The 20,974-nt window shown below is 65.8% G+C and carries 23 protein-coding genes; 9 read left to right on the top strand and 14 right to left on the bottom strand.

All coding sequences use genetic code 11. The features are described from left to right. Window positions 1–70: 70 nt before the first annotated feature. Together EV380_RS04780 and EV380_RS04775 are read right to left on the bottom strand one after the other, a co-directional pair. Window positions 71–697, bottom strand: coding sequence for a peptide deformylase (locus EV380_RS04780; protein WP_130449705.1), 627 nt, complete (start codon window positions 695–697; stop codon window positions 71–73). A gap of 58 nt (window positions 698–755) precedes the next feature. After that, a complete protein-coding gene (locus EV380_RS04775; RefSeq protein WP_130449703.1) occupies window positions 756–1,337 on the bottom strand; it encodes a dihydrofolate reductase family protein in 582 nt (193 codons plus the stop codon). Window positions 1,338–1,943: 606 nt separating this feature from the next. Between EV380_RS04775 and EV380_RS04770 the strand changes: the two genes are divergently transcribed. Further along, complete coding sequence (locus EV380_RS04770; protein ID WP_130449701.1) at window positions 1,944–2,378, top strand: hypothetical protein; 435 nt, start codon at window positions 1,944–1,946, stop codon at window positions 2,376–2,378. A gap of 28 nt (window positions 2,379–2,406) precedes the next feature. On the opposite strand, the gene EV380_RS04765 is transcribed toward EV380_RS04770, so the two are convergent. Continuing rightward, entirely contained in the window at window positions 2,407–2,991 is a 585-nt protein-coding gene (locus EV380_RS04765; RefSeq protein ID WP_130449699.1) for a hypothetical protein, read from the bottom strand. Beyond that, window positions 2,988–3,617 (bottom strand): winged helix-turn-helix transcriptional regulator, encoded by a 630-nt coding sequence (locus EV380_RS04760; protein ID WP_130449697.1) that lies wholly within the window; start codon window positions 3,615–3,617, stop codon window positions 2,988–2,990. Before EV380_RS04760 ends, EV380_RS04765 begins: the two co-directional genes overlap by 4 nt. 99 nt (window positions 3,618–3,716) lie before the next feature. Here EV380_RS04760 and EV380_RS04755 point away from each other — a divergent pair, with 99 nt between their 5' ends. Both EV380_RS04755 and EV380_RS04750 read left to right on the top strand, forming a co-directional pair. Further along, on the top strand, window positions 3,717–4,109 hold the full coding sequence (locus EV380_RS04755) for a DUF3054 domain-containing protein (RefSeq protein ID WP_130449695.1): 393 nt from the start codon (window positions 3,717–3,719) through the stop codon (window positions 4,107–4,109). Between the two features lie 80 nt (window positions 4,110–4,189). Further along, complete coding sequence (locus EV380_RS04750; protein WP_102159889.1) at window positions 4,190–4,468, top strand: Lrp/AsnC family transcriptional regulator; 279 nt, start codon at window positions 4,190–4,192, stop codon at window positions 4,466–4,468. A gap of 91 nt (window positions 4,469–4,559) precedes the next feature. Here EV380_RS04750 and trpD read toward each other — a convergent pair whose 3' ends face one another. Then, window positions 4,560–5,615, bottom strand: a complete 1,056-nt coding sequence (gene trpD, locus EV380_RS04745) for an anthranilate phosphoribosyltransferase (RefSeq protein ID WP_130449693.1) — start codon at window positions 5,613–5,615, stop codon at window positions 4,560–4,562. Window positions 5,616–5,762: 147 nt separating this feature from the next. Between trpD and ctaE the strand changes: the two genes are divergently transcribed. The 4 genes from ctaE to qcrB all read left to right on the top strand — a co-directional run bounded on the left by ctaE (window position 5,763) and on the right by qcrB (window position 10,047). Next, window positions 5,763–6,401, top strand: coding sequence for an aa3-type cytochrome oxidase subunit III (gene ctaE / locus EV380_RS04740; RefSeq protein WP_102159887.1), 639 nt, complete (start codon window positions 5,763–5,765; stop codon window positions 6,399–6,401). 69 nt (window positions 6,402–6,470) lie between these two features. After that, entirely contained in the window at window positions 6,471–7,259 is a 789-nt protein-coding gene (qcrC, locus tag EV380_RS04735; RefSeq protein ID WP_130449691.1) for a cytochrome bc1 complex diheme cytochrome c subunit, read from the top strand. Window positions 7,260–7,330: 71 nt separating this feature from the next. Beyond that, window positions 7,331–8,374, top strand: coding sequence for a cytochrome bc1 complex Rieske iron-sulfur subunit (gene qcrA, locus EV380_RS04730; RefSeq protein ID WP_130449689.1), 1,044 nt, complete (start codon window positions 7,331–7,333; stop codon window positions 8,372–8,374). A 5-nt stretch (window positions 8,375–8,379) separates the two neighbouring features. Beyond that, window positions 8,380–10,047 (top strand): cytochrome bc1 complex cytochrome b subunit, encoded by a 1,668-nt coding sequence (qcrB, locus tag EV380_RS04725; protein WP_130449687.1) that lies wholly within the window; start codon window positions 8,380–8,382, stop codon window positions 10,045–10,047. Between the two features lie 205 nt (window positions 10,048–10,252). On the opposite strand, the gene EV380_RS04720 is transcribed toward qcrB, so the two are convergent. The 6 genes from EV380_RS04720 to EV380_RS04695 all read right to left on the bottom strand — a co-directional run bounded on the left by EV380_RS04720 (window position 10,253) and on the right by EV380_RS04695 (window position 16,288). Next, window positions 10,253–11,038: a GntR family transcriptional regulator gene (locus EV380_RS04720; protein WP_242607506.1), complete on the bottom strand. Its 786-nt coding sequence runs from the start codon at window positions 11,036–11,038 to the stop codon at window positions 10,253–10,255. Between the two features lie 173 nt (window positions 11,039–11,211). After that, window positions 11,212–11,613: a cytochrome c oxidase subunit 4 gene (locus EV380_RS04715; RefSeq protein ID WP_130449682.1), complete on the bottom strand. Its 402-nt coding sequence runs from the start codon at window positions 11,611–11,613 to the stop codon at window positions 11,212–11,214. Between the two features lie 2 nt (window positions 11,614–11,615). Further along, window positions 11,616–13,334: an aa3-type cytochrome oxidase subunit I gene (ctaD, locus tag EV380_RS04710; RefSeq protein ID WP_102160491.1), complete on the bottom strand. Its 1,719-nt coding sequence runs from the start codon at window positions 13,332–13,334 to the stop codon at window positions 11,616–11,618. A 5-nt stretch (window positions 13,335–13,339) separates the two neighbouring features. Beyond that, complete coding sequence (gene ctaC, locus EV380_RS04705; RefSeq protein WP_130449680.1) at window positions 13,340–14,212, bottom strand: aa3-type cytochrome oxidase subunit II; 873 nt, start codon at window positions 14,210–14,212, stop codon at window positions 13,340–13,342. A 225-nt stretch (window positions 14,213–14,437) separates the two neighbouring features. Then, complete coding sequence (locus EV380_RS04700; protein ID WP_102160495.1) at window positions 14,438–14,812, bottom strand: HesB/IscA family protein; 375 nt, start codon at window positions 14,810–14,812, stop codon at window positions 14,438–14,440. A gap of 84 nt (window positions 14,813–14,896) precedes the next feature. Next, the gene (locus EV380_RS04695) at window positions 14,897–16,288 is read right to left on the bottom strand and encodes a dipeptidase (protein WP_130449678.1); all 1,392 of its coding nucleotides are present in this window, start codon (window positions 16,286–16,288) and stop codon (window positions 14,897–14,899) included. 113 nt (window positions 16,289–16,401) lie between these two features. On the opposite strand from EV380_RS04695, the gene EV380_RS04690 reads away from it, so the two are divergent. Beyond that, window positions 16,402–17,001 (top strand): DUF3043 domain-containing protein, encoded by a 600-nt coding sequence (locus EV380_RS04690; protein ID WP_102160499.1) that lies wholly within the window; start codon window positions 16,402–16,404, stop codon window positions 16,999–17,001. 89 nt (window positions 17,002–17,090) lie between these two features. On the opposite strand, the gene EV380_RS04685 is transcribed toward EV380_RS04690, so the two are convergent. After that, complete coding sequence (locus EV380_RS04685) at window positions 17,091–18,158, bottom strand: quinone-dependent dihydroorotate dehydrogenase (RefSeq protein WP_130449676.1); 1,068 nt, start codon at window positions 18,156–18,158, stop codon at window positions 17,091–17,093. Window positions 18,159–18,267: 109 nt separating this feature from the next. Between EV380_RS04685 and EV380_RS04680 the strand changes: the two genes are divergently transcribed. Continuing rightward, window positions 18,268–19,365 (top strand): alpha/beta hydrolase, encoded by a 1,098-nt coding sequence (locus EV380_RS04680; RefSeq protein ID WP_130449674.1) that lies wholly within the window; start codon window positions 18,268–18,270, stop codon window positions 19,363–19,365. Here the strand turns inward: EV380_RS04680 and EV380_RS04675 are convergent. Together EV380_RS04675 and recO are read right to left on the bottom strand one after the other, a co-directional pair. Beyond that, complete coding sequence (locus EV380_RS04675; protein WP_130452087.1) at window positions 19,335–20,198, bottom strand: isoprenyl transferase; 864 nt, start codon at window positions 20,196–20,198, stop codon at window positions 19,335–19,337. The genes EV380_RS04680 and EV380_RS04675 overlap by 31 nt on opposite strands. After that, entirely contained in the window at window positions 20,198–20,947 is a 750-nt protein-coding gene (recO, locus tag EV380_RS04670; protein ID WP_130449672.1) for a DNA repair protein RecO, read from the bottom strand. The genes EV380_RS04675 and recO overlap by 1 nt, the downstream gene beginning before the upstream one ends. Window positions 20,948–20,974 lie beyond the last annotated feature (27 nt).

Genomic DNA, 20,974 nt, shown 5'->3' with positions numbered 1-20,974 from the left:
CTCGTGGTTGTCCAACGGTGGCCGCGTACTCGTCACGCCGCGGCCGTACTCGACAACTTTACCGGCGGGATCAGAAGCCGAGTGCCGCCCGTGCCTCGCCGACGCTCTGCTGCGCGTAGCGGGCGGCATACTCGTCCGCGCATGTCAGGCTTCGGATCTCGGCCTTGTCGATATAGACAGTGCCGGCCAGGTGATCGGTCTCGTGCTGGTAGATCCGCGCCGGCCAACCCCTGAATTCTCGACTGACTTGTTCGCCGTCAATGGTGAAGTACGTGGCGGCGATCTCTCGCGGACGTTCGACGACGCCCTGATAGCCGGCCATCGAGAGACACCCCTCGAAGAAGGCCGTCGTCGTCTCACCCATGGGGGAGTAGCTGGGGTTCACTATGGGGAAGTAGGGCATCGGCGTCCGTTCGCGCTCGGCCGCAACCTGCTCGGGCACGTCCGCGGCATCTTCGAGCACGGCCAGCTGCCAGCCGAGGCCGATCTGCGGGGCGGCGAGCCCCACACCGGGCGCCGCCTGCAGCGTCCGGCGCATGATCCCGAGCAAGGCGAGCAGTTCGTGGTCGGTGAGTTCGCCGTCGTAAGGAAGCGCCGGCGTGCGCAGCACCGGGTGGCCCAGCTGCACGATTGCCGGCGGTGGCGCATCGGGTCCGGCGTCGAGCAGACTGCGGGCGGTATCGATCGGACGCTGCATGGCGGGACTCCTAGTTGTAGTACGTGTGACCGGGCGGTGCGACGGGTCCTGGGGACTCCTAAGCGCTTCCCACGTAGTCGAAGATCTGTTTCTGCACCCCGTTGCCGTAACTCTCGTGTTCGATGAGCCGCAGCCGCTGCGCCGCCTTGTCCGCGTCGCTGAAGAGACGAGCGCCCCTGCCGAGAAGCACTGGGAACACGAGCAGGTGGAACCGGTCCACCATTCCTGCGTCAGTCAACGACCGCACGAGCTCGCCGCTGCCATGGATTGAAATCGGTCCGCCTTCGCCCTTCTTGAGTTCGGCGATGTCGTCGACACCTCGCAGGATCCGGGTCTCACCCCAGCCCGTCACGAGATCGTCTTCGCTCAGCGTCGTCGAGACGACGAACTTGGGCATGGAGTTGTACTGCGGGAACTCGTCGGTCATGGACGGCCAGACCGCGGAGAACGCCTCGTAGCTGCGCCGGCCCAGCATCATCGCGGCAGCTTCATCCTGTTCGCGACCCTTGAGCTCGTAGGCCGCGGGATCGAAATCGACACTGGTCTGCGTCCATCCGGAGTTGCGGTAGCCGGGTTCGCCGCCGGGGCCCTCCATGACGCCGTCGAGGGAGACGAACGCCGTCGCGATAAGTTGACGCATCGCAGATCCTTTCCTGTTGCCCTGCGGCCGAGTCTAGAGGGCCACGCCCACCTTGACGAGGGGTGGGCCCAAGGGCCCGGCTTCATGGGGGAGCAGCCACCAACAACAATTTCATCCCCGAGGGAACGAACCTTTTTAAGTCCTTGATACCAACTGCTCAGGGCTTCCGCCGACGCATGACCTCCTGAACGACTTGGAGAGGCTCCGTCCAGCCGCAACCCAGGAGGAACGCCGAGAATCTCCGACGGCGATCCGTCTCGACCCCGAAACCTCGCCGCGTCCGTTCAACTGGATGCGCCTCAAAGGGTGCCAGCCACTACATTGCATAGGCGACGTCGCTGACCCGGTCGCCGGTTCGCGCGGCGTCCCCGCCGAATATGCCGACAGCTTCAGCATCGTATCCAAGGGCTACGCAACAGGCAGACCCGAACAGTGCAGGTGCGTGAGCAACGGCTGCAATCCCCGTCGTATCCATAACGCCGATAATGTACATTATGTCAACTTAGCTTCTGGTGACCCCTTCTCGCGCTTAGAGAGCACCCCCCTCCGGAACAGCGACCGCGATGAGTCTTGCCGGCCTAAGCGCCGCGGAGGAACATGAATTCCATGGCTACCGCTGAAAGCAAGCCGACAACGCGCACGAGTGTCGTTTTCGCCACGTTCGCAGCATGCCTGCTGGCCGGATGCGCGAACGGCGCCGAGGGTCTGCCACCGGCGATGTGGCGCATCGACGACGCATCGCCGCCGCGCGCTGATTCGACGAGCGTCGATGTCCTCGTCACGCGCCTCGAATGCAGCAGCGGCGTCACCGGCGAGGTCAACGAACCCGACGTGATGGAGACTCCGGACGAGATCGTCGTGACGTTCACCGTCGAGGATCTCGAACTCGGCGCGGCGACCTGTCAGGGCAACCCCGAGGTACCGGCGTCTTTCTCGCTGAACAAACCGCTCGGCGAACGACGCCTGCTCGACGGGCAGTGCGCCGACGGGGATGCCGCAACGACGTCCTTCTGCGATTCGAACGTGCGCTGGGAACCGTAGGCCGCTCCCCCACGATCCACTGGTCTTCTCAGCCGGCGACCAGCCGCCCGACGCCGTATGCGGCGCAGGCCCAGAGGACACTAGCGAAGGTTCCGAGAATGAACTGCTCGGCGGCGGCGTGCTGCTTCAGCTCAGTGAACCGGCCCAGGCCCTTGACGGCGAGCACGATCGCAAGCCCCTCAGGCCAGCCGGCCCAGAGGGCCGAGGCGATGGCCCCGCGCTCGAGCAGGCCGATCCAGAGGCCGCCGCGGAGCACCGCGCCGCCGTCCTCCGGCTCACTCCCCCGGGCCGGAAGCACCCGCGGCTCGCCCACGGACAGCAACGCACCACCGTCGTGCTTGAACGACGCCCACCGGAACATCGCCTCGGCGACCGGGCCGCCACCCAACGTCGCCGCGGCGACGGAGACGACAACGGCCAGAGCCAGAGGCACCGCGGCCGCCGCTAGGGCATCGCCGAGCACGCCGACACCGGCAGCAAGGGCCAGCAGGGCCGCGAGCGCGATGGCCAACGGCGTGCGCCGCGTCTTGGTGCTGGGGCGCCACGTGCGCAGCACGGTGAACAGGGCCAGGCCGGCCACGAGGATCAGGATCGACCATGCCGCCCACATCATGCGTTCACTCCTTCGTTTTCGGCGCGACCATCCGCGCTAATAGTCGCCGCATCCAGCCGCTCGAGGGCGACGACCGCGACCTCGGTCAGGCGCTGCGTCTCGTACCAGAGGCCGGACGACAGCCGACTCGAGACCGCCTGCTGGCTGATACCCAGCCGCTCGGCGACCTGGCGCTGCGTCAGCCCGGACAGGAGCAGCTGCCCCGCCTCCTCGGAGGTGTCAGTCCGGCGGAGATTGACCGAAGCGATCATCTGCAGCTCCGCCTCGAGTCGCTCGGCGCCGCTGCCCGCACCTGTCACGGCCAGTCGGCCGCTCGAGGTCTTCGCCCGCTCGACGGCGTCGCGCGCCCGCTCGAACGCCAGGCCGCGCCCGGCGCGGGTCTGCGCCGGCAGCGGCTCCTCGGCGGCACCGACACCGATACCCACACTCCACTCCCCGGTTTTCACGACCTGGAGCGCCAGGTGCACGGCGGACTCGGCGCTCAGCAATACGCCCTGGACCTCGTCGCCGGCAGTACGCTCGAAGGAACGGTGCGTGGCGTAGGCCGCATCGATCCTCGCGATGAGGTCGCCCACCAGGTCGGGGCTCGAGCGCGAATGGCGCTGATCTATCGTCAACACGAACATAAAACAAGACTAGAAGCTTGTAGCATCACTTACAAGAGCTAAGCCTTGTCGATTGTCTCCGCGTCGAATCGTGCGCGGTGGATCCCTAGGATTGAGTGCATGCGCACTTCTTGGATCATCGGCCTCAGCGCCGACGCCGCCCTGATCGTCGTGTTCGCGGTTCTCGGGCGCCAGAGCCACGAGCACGGCCTCACGCTCACCGGAATCGCCGGCACAGCCGCTCCGTTCCTCCTGGCACTCCTTGCGATGGCGTCGATGACGCGCTACCCCGAGACGTACAACCGCTTCTGGCCGCAGGGTGTCATGACATGGCTGGGCGTCGTCGCCTTCGGACTCGCGCTGCGCGTCATCTTCGGCGCCACCGCGGCCACTCCGTTCGTCGTCGTCACCGTCATCACGCTCGGCGCCTTCCTGCTCGGACGGCGCGCAATCACGCGTTTGATCGCCCGCAAGCGCGGAGGCGACAGCGAACCGTCGTCGCATAAGCTGTAGCCAAACAGACGAAGCGCGGTCCTGGCCGCGCTCCCCCACTGGTCCCTCATCGCCGAGGACCTTCGACATCAGGAGTCACCATGGTCACCGCATTCGTCATGATCCAGGCGCAGACGGACAGCATTCCGGAATGCGCACAGAAGCTCTCCGAGCTCGAGGGCATCAGCGAGGTGTACTCGGTCGCAGGAGACTGGGACCTCATCGCGATTGTGCGGATCAAACGCTACGAGGACCTCGCCGAGGTCATCTCGAATCGCGTCAACAAGGTGGAAGGCGTCGTCGAGACCACCACCCACCTCGCCTTCCGCGCCTTCTCCCAGCACGACCTGGACGCGGCCTTCTCGCTGGGTCTCGAGTAGCTAGCGGCGCAGCGCGCCACTGAGTACGACGGCGGCCGGGGACGCCCGCTGGGGCGTCCCCGACCGCCGTCGTGATTTTCGGCTCGCAGCGTCAGGCCCGCGTCGCAGCCGCCCAGCGCTCGAGCGCCGAGGCTGCGCGACCTTCATCAATCGCCGCGGCCGCCCGTTCGAGCGCGCGCTCCAGGCGCGCATCGAGCGCTCCAGTCGCGTCCGTGTCGTAGGCGACGAGGCCCGCCGCTGCGTTGAGCACCACGGCGTCGCGGGCTGGACCCTTCTCCCCCGCCAGGACGTCCCGCACCACGCCCGCGTTGTAGGACGCGTCGCCGCCGCGCAGCTGCTCGATCGTGACGCGCGCCAGCCCGAAGTCGGTCGGATCCACCGTGTACTCGGAGATCTCCCCTCTGCGGACCTCCCAGACCCGGTTGGTCGCCGTCGTCGTCATCTCATCGAGTCCGTCGTCCCCGCGGAACACCAGTCCTCGGCGCCCGCGACCTGCGAGGGCTCCGGCCATGAGCGGGGCCATACGGGCATCCGCGCAGCCGATGGCCGACGCCGTGGGATTGCCCGGGTTGGTCAGCGGGCCGAGGAAATTGAAGACCGTCGCCGTGCCCAGACCGCGCCGTGCGACGGCGGCGTAGCGCATCGACGGGTGGAAGACCTGCGCGAAGCAGAAGACGATGCCGGCCGCGTCGACCATCGCAGGCAGCGATTCGACGGCAGCCTCCAGGTTGACGCCGAGGGCCTCGAGCACATCGGCCGACCCGGAGGACGAGGAGGCCGCGCGGTTGCCGTGTTTGACGATGCGCGCGCCGGCTCCGGCGCACACGAGTGCGGCCATCGTCGAGATGTTCACGGTGTTCTGCCGGTCGCCGCCGGTACCGACGATGTCCAGCTTCTCGCCGCCGATCTCCAGTGGCCGGGCGGCGGCGACCATCGAGTCGACGAGGCCGGTCAGTTCGTCGACGGTTTCGCCCTTGGAGCGCAGCGCGACGAGGAATCCGGCGATCTGCACGTCGGTGGCATTTCCGGACATGATCTCACTCATCGCCCACGCTGCAGCGTCGCGCGGAAGGCTCTCCCCCGCGATGAGCGAGGAGAGGATCGTGGGCCAATTCTGGAACTCTGGGGTGGCGCTGAACGTTGACACGCCTACAGGTTATCTACGAATTGTAGAAAGCGCGGAATTGTTTCTCCCCCGTCATTCCGGGGCTCCCGGGCTCCTTCGGCACGAAATCGGGCCAGATCACGGTCTGTCCATTGGTGTAGAGGGCCCTCTCTTAGACATAATGGGGCTGTGACAACTGCGACTCATGCCCTCAATGCCCCGGTGCACGCTGCACCGAACCGTCCCAACATGGTGTCGGTGGGAACTGTCGTCTGGCTTGCCAGCGAGCTGATGTTCTTCGCCGCGCTCTTCGCCATGTACTTCACACTCCGCGCGGCGTCGCCGGAGATGTGGGCGACGGAGACCGACAAGCTGAACGTCCCGTTTGCGCTGATCAACACGATCATCCTCGTTTCGAGTTCCTTCACCTGCCAGTTCGGCGTCTTCGCTGCTGAAAACCTTCAGCCGCGCCGGACCGGCGGACTCTGGAACATGAAGAAGTGGGGCATGATCGAGTGGTTCATCCTGACGTTCCTCCTTGGCGCGATCTTCGTCTCCGTCCAGGCGTACGAGTACGTCGAACTCGTCCACCACGGTGTTGCCCTGAACTCGAACGCTTACGGTTCCGCCTTCTACATGACGACGGGCTTCCACGGCCTGCACGTCACGGGCGGCCTCATCGCGTTCCTGCTGATCATCGGCCGCGCCTACATCGCCAAGAAGTTCGGCCACTTTGAGGCCACTTCCGCCATCGTCACGTCGTACTACTGGCACTTCGTCGACGTCGTGTGGATTGCCCTCTTCGCGATCATCTACTTCCTGAAGTAGTCCGACGCCGGTCATCACAGGCCAACACCGCATCACCAACTTCCGAGATAACTAGTGAGGAACCAGCAAGTGAAGGCACTTTCGCAAAAGCGCCGGCATCCGCTCGCCGCTGTAGCGCTGCTCCTAATGGGTCTGCTCGTCACAGGCGGCCTGTACGCAGCCGCGAGCAGCGTGAACGAAGCGCAGGCCGCCAGCGCCTATAGCGCCAGCGACGTCGAAGAGGGCGACAAGCTCTTCTTGGCGAACTGCGCTACCTGCCACGGCATGAACGCCGAAGGCACTGAAGCCGGACCTTCCCTCATTGGTGTCGGAGCCGCTTCCGTTGATTTCCAGGTCGGCACGGGACGCATGCCCATGCAGATGCAGGGCCCGCAGGCTCAGGTGAAGCCGGTTCAGTTCGACGACGATCAGATCCGACAGCTCTCCGCCTACGTAGCGTCCTTGGGCGCCGGCCCCGCAGTGCCGGAAGCCGAGTACCTGGACACCACGCTCGGCAACTCCGGCAAGGGTGGCGAAATCTTCCGTGTGAACTGCGCGATGTGCCACAACGCCGCCGCTGCCGGTGGTGCGCTGACGCGAGGCAAGTTCGCCCCGTCGCTGGAGGGCGTCGACGAGAAGCACATCTACGAGGCCATGGTGATCGGCCCGCAGAACATGCCCGTTTTCAACGACTCCAACATCAGCCCGGAGGACAAGCGCGACGTGATCACCTTCCTCAAGGAGATCGAAGCGCAGGGCTCCCCCGGTGGAGCCAAGCTCGGTTCGCTCGGACCCGTCTCCGAAGGCCTCTTCGTCTGGACCGCCGGACTGGGCATCATCATCGCCTTCACCATCTGGCTGACCTCGCGTCCCTCTTGAGCCTTGTGCGGTGGGCTCAAGCACCGCATCACTACGTACCGAGAACACTTAGATAAAGGATGAGAGACAACATGGGCGACCATAGTCACGGCAGTCCGCAGGAGTCGGGCACCGTTGCTAAGGCTCAGGATGGCTCCTTGGACAAGATCCAGGATCCGGGCCTTCCGCCGCATCGGGCTCGATTGACCGATACGGATCCGCGGGCAGCTAAGCGCGCCGAGCGTCAGGTAGCGATTCTCTTCGCTATCTCGATGATCGGCACCGTGCTCTTCTTTGTCGGCTACTTCGCGGTGGGCCACCCCGAATCGATTGCGGAAATCCGCCTCCAGAACATGCTGCTCGGCGTCGGCACCGCCTTCGCCATGCTCGGCATCGGCGTCGGCATCGTTCACTGGGCACGCACGCTGATGCCCGACCACGAGATCGCGGAGTCCCGTCACGAGGTCCGCACCGAGGAAGACCGCCAGGACGCTGAAGCGATCATCAACACGATCGTCGACGAGTCCGGAATCAACCGTCGTCCGCTGATCCGGAACACCCTCATCGGCGCGCTGGCCCTGGCCCCGCTGCCGGGTGTCTTCATCCTGCGAGATCTGGACCTCACCAAGGAGAGCGCCGGCCAGATCGTTGACCGCCTGCGCCACACCATGTGGGACAAGGGTGTGCGACTCACTCGCGACCCGTCGGGCACGCCGATCAAGGCATCCGACGTCCAGATCGGTTCGGCGTTCCACGTGATCCCTGACGGCCTGAACGATACCGAGGATCCGCTGAACGAGAAGGCCAAGGCCGTCGTCCTGCTGATGCGCCTGGACCCGGAAGATCTCAGCGTCTCTCCGGAACGTGAAGACTGGCACTACAACGGCATCGTCGCCTACTCGAAGATCTGCACGCACGTCGGTTGCCCCGTCGCTCTCTACGAGCAGCACACGCACCACCTGCTGTGCCCGTGCCACCAGTCGACCTTCGACCTGACCCAGGAGTGCAAGGTCATCTTCGGTCCGGCCGCACACGCCTTGCCGCAGCTGCCGATCACGGTGGACGACGAGGGCTTCCTCGTCGCTCAGAGCGACTTCCATGAACCTGTCGGACCCGGATACTGGGAGCGTGGCTAGAACCTATGAGCACTAACACCGTGTACCAGCCCAAGACCAAGACAGGCCGCATCGCGGACTTCGTGGATCAGCGAACGGGCGCCTCGGGGATGGTCAAAGAATTCGGCCGCAAGATCTTCCCGGACCACTGGTCATTCATGTTCGGCGAGGTAGCGCTCTACACGTTCGTCATCCTGCTGATCTCGGGCACGTTCCTGACGCTGTTCTTCGATCCCTCGATGGCGCACACCACCTACAACGGGTCGTACAACCCGCTTAAGGGCATCGGCATGTCCGTCGCCTACCACACCTCGTTGGACATCAGCTTCGACATCCGTGGTGGCCTGTTCATGCGCCAGGTCCACCACTGGTCGGCACTGCTCTTCGTGGCGTCCGTCTCCGTGCACATGCTGCGTGTCTTCTTCACCGGCGCGTTCCGCAAGCCGCGCGAACTCAACTGGGTCGTTGGCAGCACCCTCCTCGTGCTCGCCATGGGCGCTGGCTTCACCGGCTACTCCCTGCCGGACGACCTGCTCTCCGGCAACGGCCTGCGCATCATCGACGGCATCATCAAGGCGATTCCGGTCGTCGGCACGTACGTCTCGGCGTTCCTCTTCGGAGGCGAGTTCCCGGGTACGGCGATCATCGCCCGCCTCTACATGCTGCACATCATGCTGGTTCCGGCACTCATCTTGCTGATGGTCGCCGTCCACCTCTTCATGGTCGTCGTGCACAAGCACACCCAGTGGGCGGGTCCGGGCCGCACTGAGGACAACGTCGTCGGGTTCCCGGTCGGCCCCGTCTACGCCGCCAAGGCCGGTGGCTTCTTCTTCATCGTCTTCGGTGTTGTCGCCGCAATCTCGGCGTTCTTCACAATCAACCCGATCTGGAACTACGGCCCCTACGACCCGTCGCCCGTCTCCGCCGGTACCCAGCCCGACTGGTACATCGGCTGGGCCGACGGCGCGCTCCGACTCATGCCGGGCCAGCTCTGGGACTTCAGCTTCGACTGGATCATCCCGTTCCCGTGGGGTGACAACCTCCTGGCCATGGGCGTGCTCGTCCCGGCCGTGGTACTCGTCGCGCTGCTCGGCGGCATGTTCGTCTGGCCGTGGATCGAGCGTTGGGTCACCAAGGACGACCGCGAACACCACCTGCTGGACCGTCCGCGCAACGCGCCGTTCCGCACCGCCGTCGGCGTCGCGGGCGTCATCTTCTACTGTGTCCTGTGGGCCGCCGCCTCGTCCGACCTCATCGCAACGCACTTCGGTGTCGCGCTCAACGATGTCACCTACTGGCTTCGCGCGCTGTTCTTCCTGGGTCCGATCTTCGGCTTCATCATCGCCCGCCGCATCGCCCTTGCACTGCAGCGCAAGGACCGCGACATCGTGCTGCACGGTCGCGAAGCGGGCATCATCGAGATGTCGCCGGAGGGCGCGTTCACGGAACGCCACGAGCAGGTCGATGACTACAAGCTCTACAAGCTCATGACCTTCGAATCCCACGAAGTCCTGCCGGCCCAGGCTGATCGCGCGGGACACGTCACGCGCTCGGAGAAGCTGCGCGGATCCATCTCCAAGTTCTTCTTCGAGGACCGCGTAGCCCCGGTCACGAAGGCTGAACTCGAGGAGGCCCGCTCTCACCACGGACACCACGCCGTCGAGGGCAAGGACGACAAGGAACTCGAGCAGTAATCAGCTAGCGAGTACCCGCACGCACACGAGGGCCCCGGCACCGATTGATTCGGTGCCGGGGCCCTCGTGTGCGTGCGGCGCAATACGCCGGCGCCTGCTCCCCCAGACCCCCTACGCCCGAATCAGGACACTGTCGCGCCGCACCAGCTCCAGTAGAAACGGAAAGAACGTGGCGAGCGTCCTCATATTCGCTGCTGAGTCGCTTTCAGCGGTTGTAGGAGTGCGAGCTCGTCCGTCGCGTCCCGGGCCGCTGCAGCGGCACCCAGAGCTTGTAGCGATCGGCCCGATAGTAGGAGACCGAGTAGTCCACGAGCTCACGACGCACGTAAGCGTGACGCTGAATCTTCAACAGCGGTGCCCCGGCATCGACGGCCAGCAGCTGGGCGTACTCCGGTTTCGCAGCCGTGGCCTCGATCTGGTCTTCTCCCCATTGCATGACGAGCCCATAGCGTTCCTCGAGGCTGCTGTAGAGGCTGCTCGGGGCCGGCTCGTCGAGGAACCCAGGCACCATGTGAGCCGGCAGGAAATTCTCGTCCAGGCTCATCGGCATACCGTCGGCCAGGAGGAGCCGACGGAATCGAACGACCGGCGTTCCATCGGCGAGTTCCATCTCCCGCGCCAGATTGCCAACGGCGGGCACTTCATCGAAGCGGAGCACACGCGCCGCAGGCACCATGCCGCGGCGCTGCATCTCTTCGCTGTACGAGGTGAGCTTGACCTGCAGGTCCATCTTGGGCCGGGCGACGAACGTGCCCAGGCCGACTACCCGCTCGAGTGTTCCGTCCTCGACGAGCGCGTCGATGGCTTGGCGCAGTGTCATTCTGGCCACCCCGAACGCTTTCGTCAGCACACGCTCGGACGGTAGTCCCTCGCCCGGCTTGCAGGCTGTCCGGGCGTGGCGCCGGAGGATCTCCCGGAGCTGGGCGTGCTTGGGCACCGTCGAGGCATCGTCGAGCCGACCCTCGATGTGCTGCGCATTCTTCGTGGCCACGAGGCTCCTTTGCCGGCGGGCGTCGACGCTACTTGTTCTGTGTTCAATCATAGAGGCTGCACCTGATCCGGGCCTGACGGGGCCAGAGATGCAGAAAGGCGGGTGGTTCCGTACACGAATTGTGTACGGAACCACCCGCCTTCGGTGGCTTGGTCCCCCGAAGGGGCTACGGCCTAGTGCGCGTGGTCGCCGCGGCTGTACTCGTAGGTCCAGCCGATGATGGCGATGACGGAGAGCCCCGCACCGATGTACAGGATCCACCAGCCGATCGCCATGCCCAGGAAACCAATGGCCGCTGCACCGGCGACAAAGATCGGCCACCAGCTCCACGGGGAGAAGGCGCCGACGACGCCGGCGTTCTCCTGGATCTCACCGTCGTTGCGGTCCTCCGGCCGGGGACCGATGCGCTTGGCGGTGAACATCAGGTAGCCGCCGAGCATCAGGGAGAGCGCGACCAGCATGAACAGGCCAGGGATACCGACCCATTCACCCCACTCGGTCATGAAGCCGTAGACGAGGGCGATCGGCAGGAAGAAGAAGGTCCCACCAAGGAACAGCCAGGATTCGATCTTCATGGTTACTTGTCCTTCTGATCAGCCGGGCCGAAGATCTTACCGGCGGCGTTCTGAGGGGTGGTACGACCGCTGAGCTCCGGGTGGTGTAGATCGAGGGCCGGACGCTCCGAACGGATGCGCGGGATCGAGTGGAAGTTGTGACGCGGCGGCGGGCAGGACGTTGCCCACTCAAGCGAACCGCCGAAGCCCCACGGGTCGTCGACCTCGACCTTGCGGCCGTGACGGTTGGTGACCCAGACGTTCCAGAAGAACGGGATCATCGACAGTCCGAGGATGAAGGCGAAGATCGTGGAGAACTGGTTCATCGTGGTGAACCCGTCCTCGACCATGTAGTCGGCGTAGCGGCGCGGCATGCCCATGACGCCCAGCCAGTGCTGGATGAGGAACGTGCCGTGGAAACCGACGAACAGCATCCAGAAGTGGATCTTGCCCAGACGCTCGTTGAGCATCTTGCCGGTCCACTTCGGCCACCAGAAGTAGAAGCCTGCGAACATCGCGAAGACCACGGTGCCGAAGACGACGTAGTGGAAGTGCGCGACGACGAAGTACGTGTCCGAGAGGTGGAAGTCCAGCGGCGGTGCCGACAGGATGATGCCCGTCAGGCCACCGAAGAGGAACGTCGCCAGGAATCCGATGCTCCAGAGCATGGGGGTCTCGAACGTGATGGACCCTCGCCAGAGGGTGCCGATCCAGTTGAAGAACTTCACGCCCGTCGGGACGGCGATCAACATCGTCATGAAGCCGAAGAACGGCAGCAGGACCGAGCCCGTCACGTACATGTGGTGAGCCCACACGGCAACGGACAGCGCTGCAATACCAATCGTCGCGTAGACGAGGCCCTTGTAGCCGAAAATGGGCTTTCGGCTGAAGACCGGGAAGATCTCCGAGACGATGCCGAAGAACGGCAGCGCGATGATGTAGACCTCAGGGTGGCCGAAGAACCAGAAGAGGTGCTGCCACAGGATCGGTCCGCCGGACTCGGGATCGAAGATGTGGGCGCCGAAACGGCGATCGGCGCCGAGCGCGAACAGTGCGGCTGCCAGCGGCGGGAACGCCATCAGGACCAGGATGGCCGTGATGAGGACGTTCCAGGTGAAGATCGGCATACGCCACATCGTCATGCCCGGTGCACGGAGGCAGATGATCGTCGTGATGAAGTTGACGGCACCGAGGATCGTACCGAAGCCCGATAGAGCCAGACCGAAGACCCAGAGGTCCCCGCCGACGCCGGGGCTGAAGGTGGTGTTCGACAGCGGCGCGTAGGCGAACCAGCCGAAGGAGGCTGCACCCTGCGGGGTGAGGTAGCCGGCAACGGCGATCGACGAGCCGAAGATGAACAGCCAGAGTGCCAGCGCGTTCAGGCGCGGGAACACCACATCGGGAGAACCGATCTGCAGTGGCATGATCACGTTCGCGAAACCGGCGAAGAGCGGCGTTGCGAACATCAGCAGCATCACGGTGCCGTGCATCGTGAACAGCTGGTTGTACTGCTCCTTGGACTGCAGGATGTTCATACCGGGCTCGAAGAGCTCGGCGCGAATCAGCAGCGCCATGACGCCACCGATGCAGAAGAAGAAGAATGACGCGATCAGGTACATGTACCCGATGGTCTTGTGGTCGGTAGAAGTGATCCAGTTGACGACGATGCGTCCCTTGGACACTGGTACCACGCGCGGCGCGAGAGTCTTCGCCTCATCCGTGGCGTACTCGTAGGTAGTCATGCGTCCTACTCTCCTTCGCCGTGGCTTGACAGCTGGGCGACCTCGCCCGGCTTGCGGTCGTATTCCTCACCGAGCTGGCCCTCGGGCAGCGAGTCCAGGTGCTTGACGAACTCCTCTTCGGAGACGACCTCGACGTTGAAGAGCATCTCGGAGTGGTACTCGCCGCAGAGCTCGGTGCACTTGCCCTGGAACGTGCCCTCGACCTGGGGGGTGAGGTAGATGTAGTTGGTCTTGCCGGGAATGGCGTCGATCTTCTGCAGGAACGCGGGAACCCAGAAGCCGTGGATGACATCGCGGCTGTTGATCTCGAAGGTCACGGGGACGTCGACCGGCAGGTACAGGGTCGGGAGCTTCTCCTCGACGCCCTCCTCGCCGGTGAGGTGTCCCTGCATGCCTGCGTAGTAGGCCTGTTGGCCCTTGTAGTCGTAGTTGAAGTCCCACGCCCACTGCTTCGCGCGGACGTCGACGACGAGCGGCGAATCCACCGGCTCATCGACTGTGCGCTGCGTGGTGTCCGAGAAGATGAACAACGTGACGACCAGCATCAGAGGAACGGCCGTGTAGAAGATCTCTAGCGGCAGGTTGTAGCTGAGCTGGCGCGGGTAACCGGTGTCGTTCTTGCGACGCCGGTAGGCCACGAGGCACCAGATGAGCAAGCCCCACGTCAGGATCCCGATGGCGAGAGCGGCAATCCACGAGTTGACCCATAGGTCCTGCAGCATTCCCGTGTGATTAGTGGTGTCTCGAACTTCATTCGGGAGCCAGCCACGCTGAACTTGCTCCGAACAACCCGTCAACAACAACGCGCCCGCAGCGCCAAGAGCAACGACTCTGGCCCTTGTCCCGCGGCGGCTGCTGGTTCGGTCTTGCGAACTCACAGACGGCCCTTCCTCTTCTTTTAGTGCTGAATGACTCTTCAGTCCGACCCTGCACCGTCCGGCTCATTTGCCGTCCGGACACACCTCCGGCCTCGCTGAAGCAAGCATAGTTTTACTACCCGCTGTAGAGCTTACCTTGTGACGGCGCTCTTTGCCGACTGAAACTCCGGTGGGCCCACTTTGTTGAGCGTGGGGCCACCGGAGTCTCGTGCAACGTGTTTCGGCTTAGTGGAACGAGTCGCCGCAGGCGCAGGAACCGCCGGCATTCGGGTTGTCGATCGTGAAGCCCTGCTTCGAGATGGTGTCTTCGAAATCGATGGAGGCGCCGCCCAGGTAGGGGACGCTCATCTTGTCGACGACGACCTCCACACCCTCGAAATCGCGGACAGCGTCGCCGTCGAGGATACGCTCATCGAAGTACAGCTGGTAGATCAGGCCCGAACAGCCACCCGGCTGGACGGCGACGCGCAGGCGGAGGTCCGTGCGGCCCTCCTGCTCGAGCAGGCTGCGCACCTTCTCAGCGGCCACCTCGGACAGCTGGACCTCGTGGGACGGAAGCTCCGTGGCGTCCGCGATGGACTCATTGGTCGTAGCGGTCATCGTTTTCCTCCAATAACTGGTGTCGGGATCTGCGGGTACAACTGCAGGCCCCTCTGTTGTCCATTCTACGTGCGCAGGCGCGCATTACATCCCGTGTGAATTCAGCCGCGCCAGCAGCAGCGCCTCGGCGGTAATGGCCCGCTCGAAATCGCCGATGTGCAGCGACTCATTGGCGCTGTGAGCCCGCGAATCCGGGTCTTCGACTCCGGTAACCAGGATCTGAACGCCCTCGAAGACCTCCATGAGGTCGGCGATGAACGGAATCGAACCGCCGATGCCGGTCTCCACGGGGGCGACTCCCCACGCTTGTTCCATCGCCCAGAGGCTCGCCTGGGCGGCCGGTCGGCTCGTGTCGGCGGCAAACGGGCTGCCGGATTCCGTGATCGCCACTTCTACCTCCGCTCCGAAGACGTCCTGCCGCAGGACGTGTGCCCGCAGGGCCTCACCGGCGGAGGCGGCGTCCTGCCCCGGAGCCAGCCGCACGCTCACCTTGAAGCGAGTCGCCGGCACCAGAGTGTTCGACGACATGGCCACCGTCGGGACATCCATGCCAATGATGGAGAGCGCGGGTTTATTCCAGAGCCGGTCCGCCAAGGCCCCGGACCCGGCGAGGCGATAGCCGTCGACGACGGAGGCATCGCGGCGGAAGTCCTGCTCCGGGTAGTCGACCTCCGCGATCTCCTGCGCGACAAGCCCGGGCACGGCTACGGCGCCGTCGTCGTCATGGAAAGTCGAGATCAGGCGGGCGGCGATCGTCGGGGCGTCCAGCACGGGCCCGCCGAACATGCCGGAGTGCACGGCGTGCTCGAGCACGCGGACGCTGACTTCGGCAGCGCAGACCCCGCGCAGACTCGTGGTCAGGGCTGGAACGCCGACCTTCCAGTTGCTGGAATCGGCGATGACGATGACATCGGCCGCGAGCAGGTCGCGGTACTCCTCCAGGAAGTTGCGGAAGCTCGGGGACCCGGCCTCCTCCTCACCCTCGAAGAAGAACGTGACGCCGACCCCGAAGTCCTCGACGGCGTCGAGGACGGCGCGCAGTGCGGCGATGTGCACCATGATGCCGGCTTTGTCGTCGGCCGCGCCTCTCCCGTAGAGACGCTCCCCTACTTCCGTCGCGACGAACGGCGGCGTGTTCCACAGCGCCTCATCGCCGGGCGGCTGCACGTCGTGGTGGGCGTACAGCAGGATCGTCGGCTTGCCGTCGGCGGCCGGGCGGCGGGCGACGACGGCAGGGCTCCCCGGTGCCCCTGAGTCCGTGGCGGCGCTCAGAATCCGCACGTCGTCGATCCCGGTGCTGCGCACGAGCTCGCTCACGGCCTCGGCGCTGCGGGTCAACTCGGCCGGGTCGAACGCCTCCCATGCGACGCTGGGGATCGTCACGAGGTGCTTGAGCTCGTCCAGGGTGCGGGAGAACTCTTGTCGGACGCGGGCCGCGATGGCGTCCACGTCGATGTGGTCAGCTGGTGTAGTCATACACCCAGCCTAGCGCCGGTTGCCGCAGGCAAGCATGAACCGAAGTGGAGCGAACGTGTCCTTCCCCACGCCGCGCATTCGGTCCTGCGGTCCGGGCCGGATAGACTTCTCGGGTGTTTGGACGCAAGAAGGATGAAGCCGCCGCCGATGACGCGGCCGTAGAGAACCCATACGAATCGACCGACGTGGACGAAGCCGGCAAGAAGGGCCCCACGCCGAAGCGCAGCGAGCAGGAGGCGCTGAACAGGCGACCCCTCGTCTCCTCGGACAAAAAGGCCCGCAAAGAGGCGGAGCGCAAGCGCCGCATCGAGTCGCAGGAGCGGCTGCGCCTGGCGAATGAGACCGGCGACGAGCGGTACATGATGCCTCGCGACCGCGGCCCGCAGAAGCGCTTCGCCCGGGACTTCGTGGATTCGCGCTGGATGCTCGGCGAGTTCCTGATGATCATCATCTTCTTGTTCCTGATCGTCTCCTTCTCCTTCTCGAGCAATCTCGTCATTCAGGCGAACATCACGCTCGCCCTCTGGCTGGTCCTGCTGGTCACCATCATGGACGCGTTCATCATGACGCGGATGCTCAAGAAGCGCCTCATCGCGAAGTTCGGCGAGTCCGAGCGCGGCGTCCTCTGGTACGCAGCCATGCGCGGACTGCAGTTCCGCAAGATGCGCCTGCCGAAGCCGCAGGTCAAGCGCGGCGAAGGCCCCCGGGACTGATCCAGCCCGCTCCCTCGGGCAACGCACCCGGGACGACGGCGGCCCCTCACCTTTTCGGTGAGGGGCCGCCGTCGTACCGGGCCCGGATGCTAGGCGAGATGCTTGGCCAGGTACCGGTTGATGCGCCAGGCCCACAGCGGGCCCTCGTACAGGAACGCGGTGTAGCCCTGAACCAGGTCCGCGCCGGCGCGCAGGCGGGCGTGCACTTCCTGCCCGGTCTCGACGCCACCGACGGAGATGATCGCGGTGCCCTCCCCCAGTGCGGCCCGCAGTTGGCGCAGCACCTGAAGCGAGCGCGTCTTCAGCGGTGCGCCGGAGAGACCGCCGGCGCCGATCGCCTCGACCTTCGCGGCCTCCGACCTCAGTCCGTCGCGCCCGATGGTGGTGTTGGTGGCGATGACGCCGTCGAGCCCGAGATCCTTGACCAGGCCGGCAACGTCGCGCACATCGTCGTCGCTGAGATCGGGGGCGATCTTGACGAGTAGCGGCACGCGGCGGCTCGTCGCAGCATCGGCCTCTGCTCGCACGGCCTCGAGCAGCGGGCGGAGGGTCTCGACGCTCTGCAGCAGGCGCAGGCCGGGCGTGTTGGGCGAGCTCACGTTGACGACGAGATAGTCCGCGTGCGGGGCCAGCAGACGCGCGCTGGCGCGGTAGTCGTCGACGGCGTCATCGAGCTCGACGGCCTTGGTCTTGCCGATGTTAATGCCGACGACCGGACGAGTCTCCTCGAAGCGCCGCTCGAGCACGGGCCGTACGGCCGCGATGCGGGGCGCCACGGCGGCGGCCCCGTCGTTGTTGAAGCCCATCCGATTGATGACGGCCCGGTCCTCGATCAAGCGGAAGAGACGCGGCTGAGGGTTCCCTGGCTGCGCCTGACCAGTGATCGTGCCGACCTCCACATGCCCGAAGCCGAGGTCGGCCAGGGCGGCGATGCCGTGGCCCTGCTTGTCGAAGCCGGCCGCCAGGCCGAAGGGCGAGGGGAAATCGATTCCCATCACCGTGCGAGCGAGCTTCGGCTCGGGTCGAGTCACACGTCGCAGCGCGGCGGATACTCCGGTGCGCTCGGCGAAGCGGATCGCCCCGAACGCCAGGTGGTGTGCCTTTTCTGGATCCATGCGGGAGAAGACGAGGCGAAAGACGGCAGGATAGATGCGCATGGAGACAAGTTTCCCCCGGAGGGGTGCCGGCAACCAACTTTGACGCCTGCCGGGTTCGCCACCGGGGAACGTCCTCGGCTTTGGGACAATGAGTCGCTATGCTCGCATCATGCCGACCCGCGAGCCCGACGACACCATCCCCGGACACGCGGACTACGCGGAAACCGTCCCTGAAGGAATCTGGGCACCCGATATTCTCGGCCGCGGTTTCGCCTACACGAACCTCCACCACGGCCGCGACCCCGAGGCGGACGACGCCGGTGTCGACGGCGACGCGGATCTGGTCTCGACGCTGCTGCGCTACCGCCCGGAGCACGACTTCTTCGAGTTCCCGCGCTGGCCCTTCGCTCGTCGCCGCCCGCGCACCGCAGTGCTGTACCTGCACGGGTGGAGCGACTATTTCTACAACGTCGAAGTCGCCGAGTTCTGGGAGGGCCTGGGGGCGCGCTTCTACGCGCTGGATCTACGTCGCTACGGCCGCAGCCTTCGGCCCTGGCAGACGCCCGGGTTCACCTCGGACCTCGCGGAGTACGACGACGATTTGGAGTCGGCCCTGCGCGTCATCCGCGCCGACCTCGGCGACGTCGAACGGATCATCCTCGCCGGCCACTCCACCGGCGGGCTCATCGCCAGCCTCTGGGTAGATCGCAACCCCAGCCGGGTCGACGCGCTCGTACTCAACTCGCCTTGGCTCGAGACGCAGGGCAGTTGGGTTGTCCGTCTGGCGGCCGCCGGAATCGTCGACCGCGTCGCCCGCAGGCGGCCCAAGGCGCTCGTCCCGCTGCCGGACGTCGACTACTACTGGCAGTCCCTGAGCAACCAGGCCTACGGACAGTGGGACCTGCACCCGCTGTGGCGCCCCCGCTTCGCCTTCCCAATCCGGGCCGGCTGGATGGCGGCCGTCCTCGAGGGGCACGCGCGTGTCGCTGCGGGACTGGATATCCGGGTCCCCGTCCTCGTACTGACCAGCGATCACACGGTGATCACAACGCGTTTCACCCCCGAGCATCTGGAAGGCGACGCGGTCATCGAGGTCGACGTCACGCGCCAGCGCGCCTTGCGGCTCGGGCTCGAAGTGACCGTCGTGGCCGTGCCCGACGCGACACACGACCTCTTCGCGTCGAAGCCCGTTCCGCGGGCGGCGGCCTATGCCGCGATCCGGCGCTGGGCGACCGGCTACGCGAGCGGGCTCTCCGCCCCCGACTGACCGGCCGACGCCGCCTCGTCCGCGGGCCGATCGACCGCGCCCCCGTAGCGGCGATCGCGCTGGGCGTAGATCTCGACGGCCTCCCACAGGGTGCGTCGGTCGACGTCGGGCCAGAGCACGTCCATGAAGACCATCTCGGCGTACGCCGCCTGCCAGAGCATGAAGTTCGAGGTGCGCTGCTCCCCGGAGCTGCGCAGGAAGAGGTCGACGTCGGGCAGTTCAGGTGCGTAGAGGTACTTGCCCAGCGTCCGATCCGTGATGCCCTTCGGTTTGAGCCGGCCCGCGGAGACGTCCGCCGCCATCGCCTGCATGGCGTCGACGATCTCGGCGCGCCCGCCGTAGTTCACGCACATCGTCAGCTGGCACGTCCGATTCTCGCGCGTGAGCTCTTCGGCGGACTTGAGTTCGTTCACGACGGATTTCCAGAGCCGCGGTTCGCGTCCGGCCCAGCGCACGCGCACGCCCCACTCGTTGAGCTGGTCCCGGCGGGAGCGCAGCACGTCGCGGGAGAAACCCATGAGGAAGCGCACCTCGTCGGGGCTGCGCCGCCAGTTCTCCGTGGAGAACGCGTACACCGAGACGTACTCGACGCCGATCTCGATGGCACCGGCGACGACGTCGAGCAGCGCCGCCTCACCGGCGCGGTGCCCTTCGGTGCGGGGCAGGCCCCGCTGATTGGCCCAGCGGCCGTTTCCGTCCATGACGATCGCGACGTGCCGCGGCACGAACTGCGCGGGGATCTTCGGCGGCCGCGCGCCGCTCGGATGCGGGGCGGGCGGCGCCGGGTGCGCGCCGCCCTGAGGTCCTCGGGTGCTGCGCGTCGGTCCTGCCATCATGCCCTTTCCACGTGTTCGAGTGACTTAACTACTCGCTCTAGGTGCCACTGCAGGTACCCCGAGACGATGTTGGCTGCCTCGCGCCGCGCGGGCGCCTGCGCGGTCGCGGCCCGCGGCCAGTCGCCCGTGAGCAGGGCGTCCAGCAGGCCGATCGTTTCCGCCGCCGGCGACAGGGAACCGGCCGGCCGGCAGTCAGCACAGACCACGCCGCCGAGGGGCACGTTCACGGCAGCGTGCGGCCCCGGTGAACCGCAGCGCACACACCGCGAGAAACTCGGCGTCCAACCGGCCGTCGCGACCGAGCGCAGCAGGAACGAGTCCAGAACGAGCGACGGGTCGTGATCTCCGCGGGCCAGCGCGGCGAACGCCCCGTGCAGGAGTCGATACTGCGCCGCAGCGTCGTGGTCCTCCTCGGTCAGCCGCTCGGTCGTCTCCGCCATGGCGTGGGCGGCCGTGTACGACCGGTAGTCCGCGGCCAGCCGCTGACCGTAGGGCGAACGAATCTGCGCCTGGGTGACGACGTGCAGGCTGCGCCCGGTCGAGATCTGCGCGTCCACCAGCATGAACGGCTCCAGCGTGGCGCCGAGTTTCGAACTCGTGCGCCGGACGCCCTTCGCGACCGCGCGCACCTGCCCGTGGCTCGGTGTGAGCAGCACGACGATCCGGTCCGCCTCGCCGAGCTTGTGCGTGCGCAGCACGATCGCGGGCGTGCGATACGACTTGGACGCGAAACTGGACCTGGACATCTGCCGATTATCCCAAACTTCGCTCGT

This window comes from Zhihengliuella halotolerans (genome assembly GCF_004217565.1).
Lineage (GTDB): Bacteria > Actinomycetota > Actinomycetes > Actinomycetales > Micrococcaceae > Zhihengliuella > Zhihengliuella halotolerans.
The sequence above is the reverse complement of the archived record's forward strand: the minus strand, read 5'-3'. Positions and strand labels throughout refer to the sequence as shown.

Bases quoted from the DNA above. Each gene is read 5' to 3' on its own strand.
- EV380_RS04780 (WP_130449705.1), bottom strand. From the start codon at position 697: ATGCAGCGTCCGATCGATACCGCCCGCAGTCTGCTCGACGCCGGACCC.
- EV380_RS04775 (WP_130449703.1), bottom strand. From the start codon at position 1,337: ATGCGTCAACTTATCGCGACGGCGTTCGTCTCCCTCGACGGCGTCATG.
- EV380_RS04770 (WP_130449701.1), top strand. From the start codon at position 1,944: ATGGCTACCGCTGAAAGCAAGCCGACAACGCGCACGAGTGTCGTTTTC.
- EV380_RS04765 (WP_130449699.1), bottom strand. From the start codon at position 2,991: ATGATGTGGGCGGCATGGTCGATCCTGATCCTCGTGGCCGGCCTGGCC.
- EV380_RS04760 (WP_130449697.1), bottom strand. From the start codon at position 3,617: ATGTTCGTGTTGACGATAGATCAGCGCCATTCGCGCTCGAGCCCCGAC.
- EV380_RS04755 (WP_130449695.1), top strand. From the start codon at position 3,717: ATGCGCACTTCTTGGATCATCGGCCTCAGCGCCGACGCCGCCCTGATC.
- EV380_RS04750 (WP_102159889.1), top strand. From the start codon at position 4,190: ATGGTCACCGCATTCGTCATGATCCAGGCGCAGACGGACAGCATTCCG.
- qcrA (WP_130449689.1), top strand. From the start codon at position 7,331: ATGGGCGACCATAGTCACGGCAGTCCGCAGGAGTCGGGCACCGTTGCT.
- qcrB (WP_130449687.1), top strand. From the start codon at position 8,380: ATGAGCACTAACACCGTGTACCAGCCCAAGACCAAGACAGGCCGCATC.
- EV380_RS04715 (WP_130449682.1), bottom strand. From the start codon at position 11,613: ATGAAGATCGAATCCTGGCTGTTCCTTGGTGGGACCTTCTTCTTCCTG.
- ctaD (WP_102160491.1), bottom strand. From the start codon at position 13,334: ATGACTACCTACGAGTACGCCACGGATGAGGCGAAGACTCTCGCGCCG.
- EV380_RS04700 (WP_102160495.1), bottom strand. From the start codon at position 14,812: ATGACCGCTACGACCAATGAGTCCATCGCGGACGCCACGGAGCTTCCG.
- EV380_RS04695 (WP_130449678.1), bottom strand. From the start codon at position 16,288: ATGACTACACCAGCTGACCACATCGACGTGGACGCCATCGCGGCCCGC.
- EV380_RS04685 (WP_130449676.1), bottom strand. From the start codon at position 18,158: ATGCGCATCTATCCTGCCGTCTTTCGCCTCGTCTTCTCCCGCATGGAT.
- EV380_RS04680 (WP_130449674.1), top strand. From the start codon at position 18,268: ATGCCGACCCGCGAGCCCGACGACACCATCCCCGGACACGCGGACTAC.
- EV380_RS04675 (WP_130452087.1), bottom strand. From the start codon at position 20,198: ATGGCAGGACCGACGCGCAGCACCCGAGGACCTCAGGGCGGCGCGCAC.
- recO (WP_130449672.1), bottom strand. From the start codon at position 20,947: ATGTCCAGGTCCAGTTTCGCGTCCAAGTCGTATCGCACGCCCGCGATC.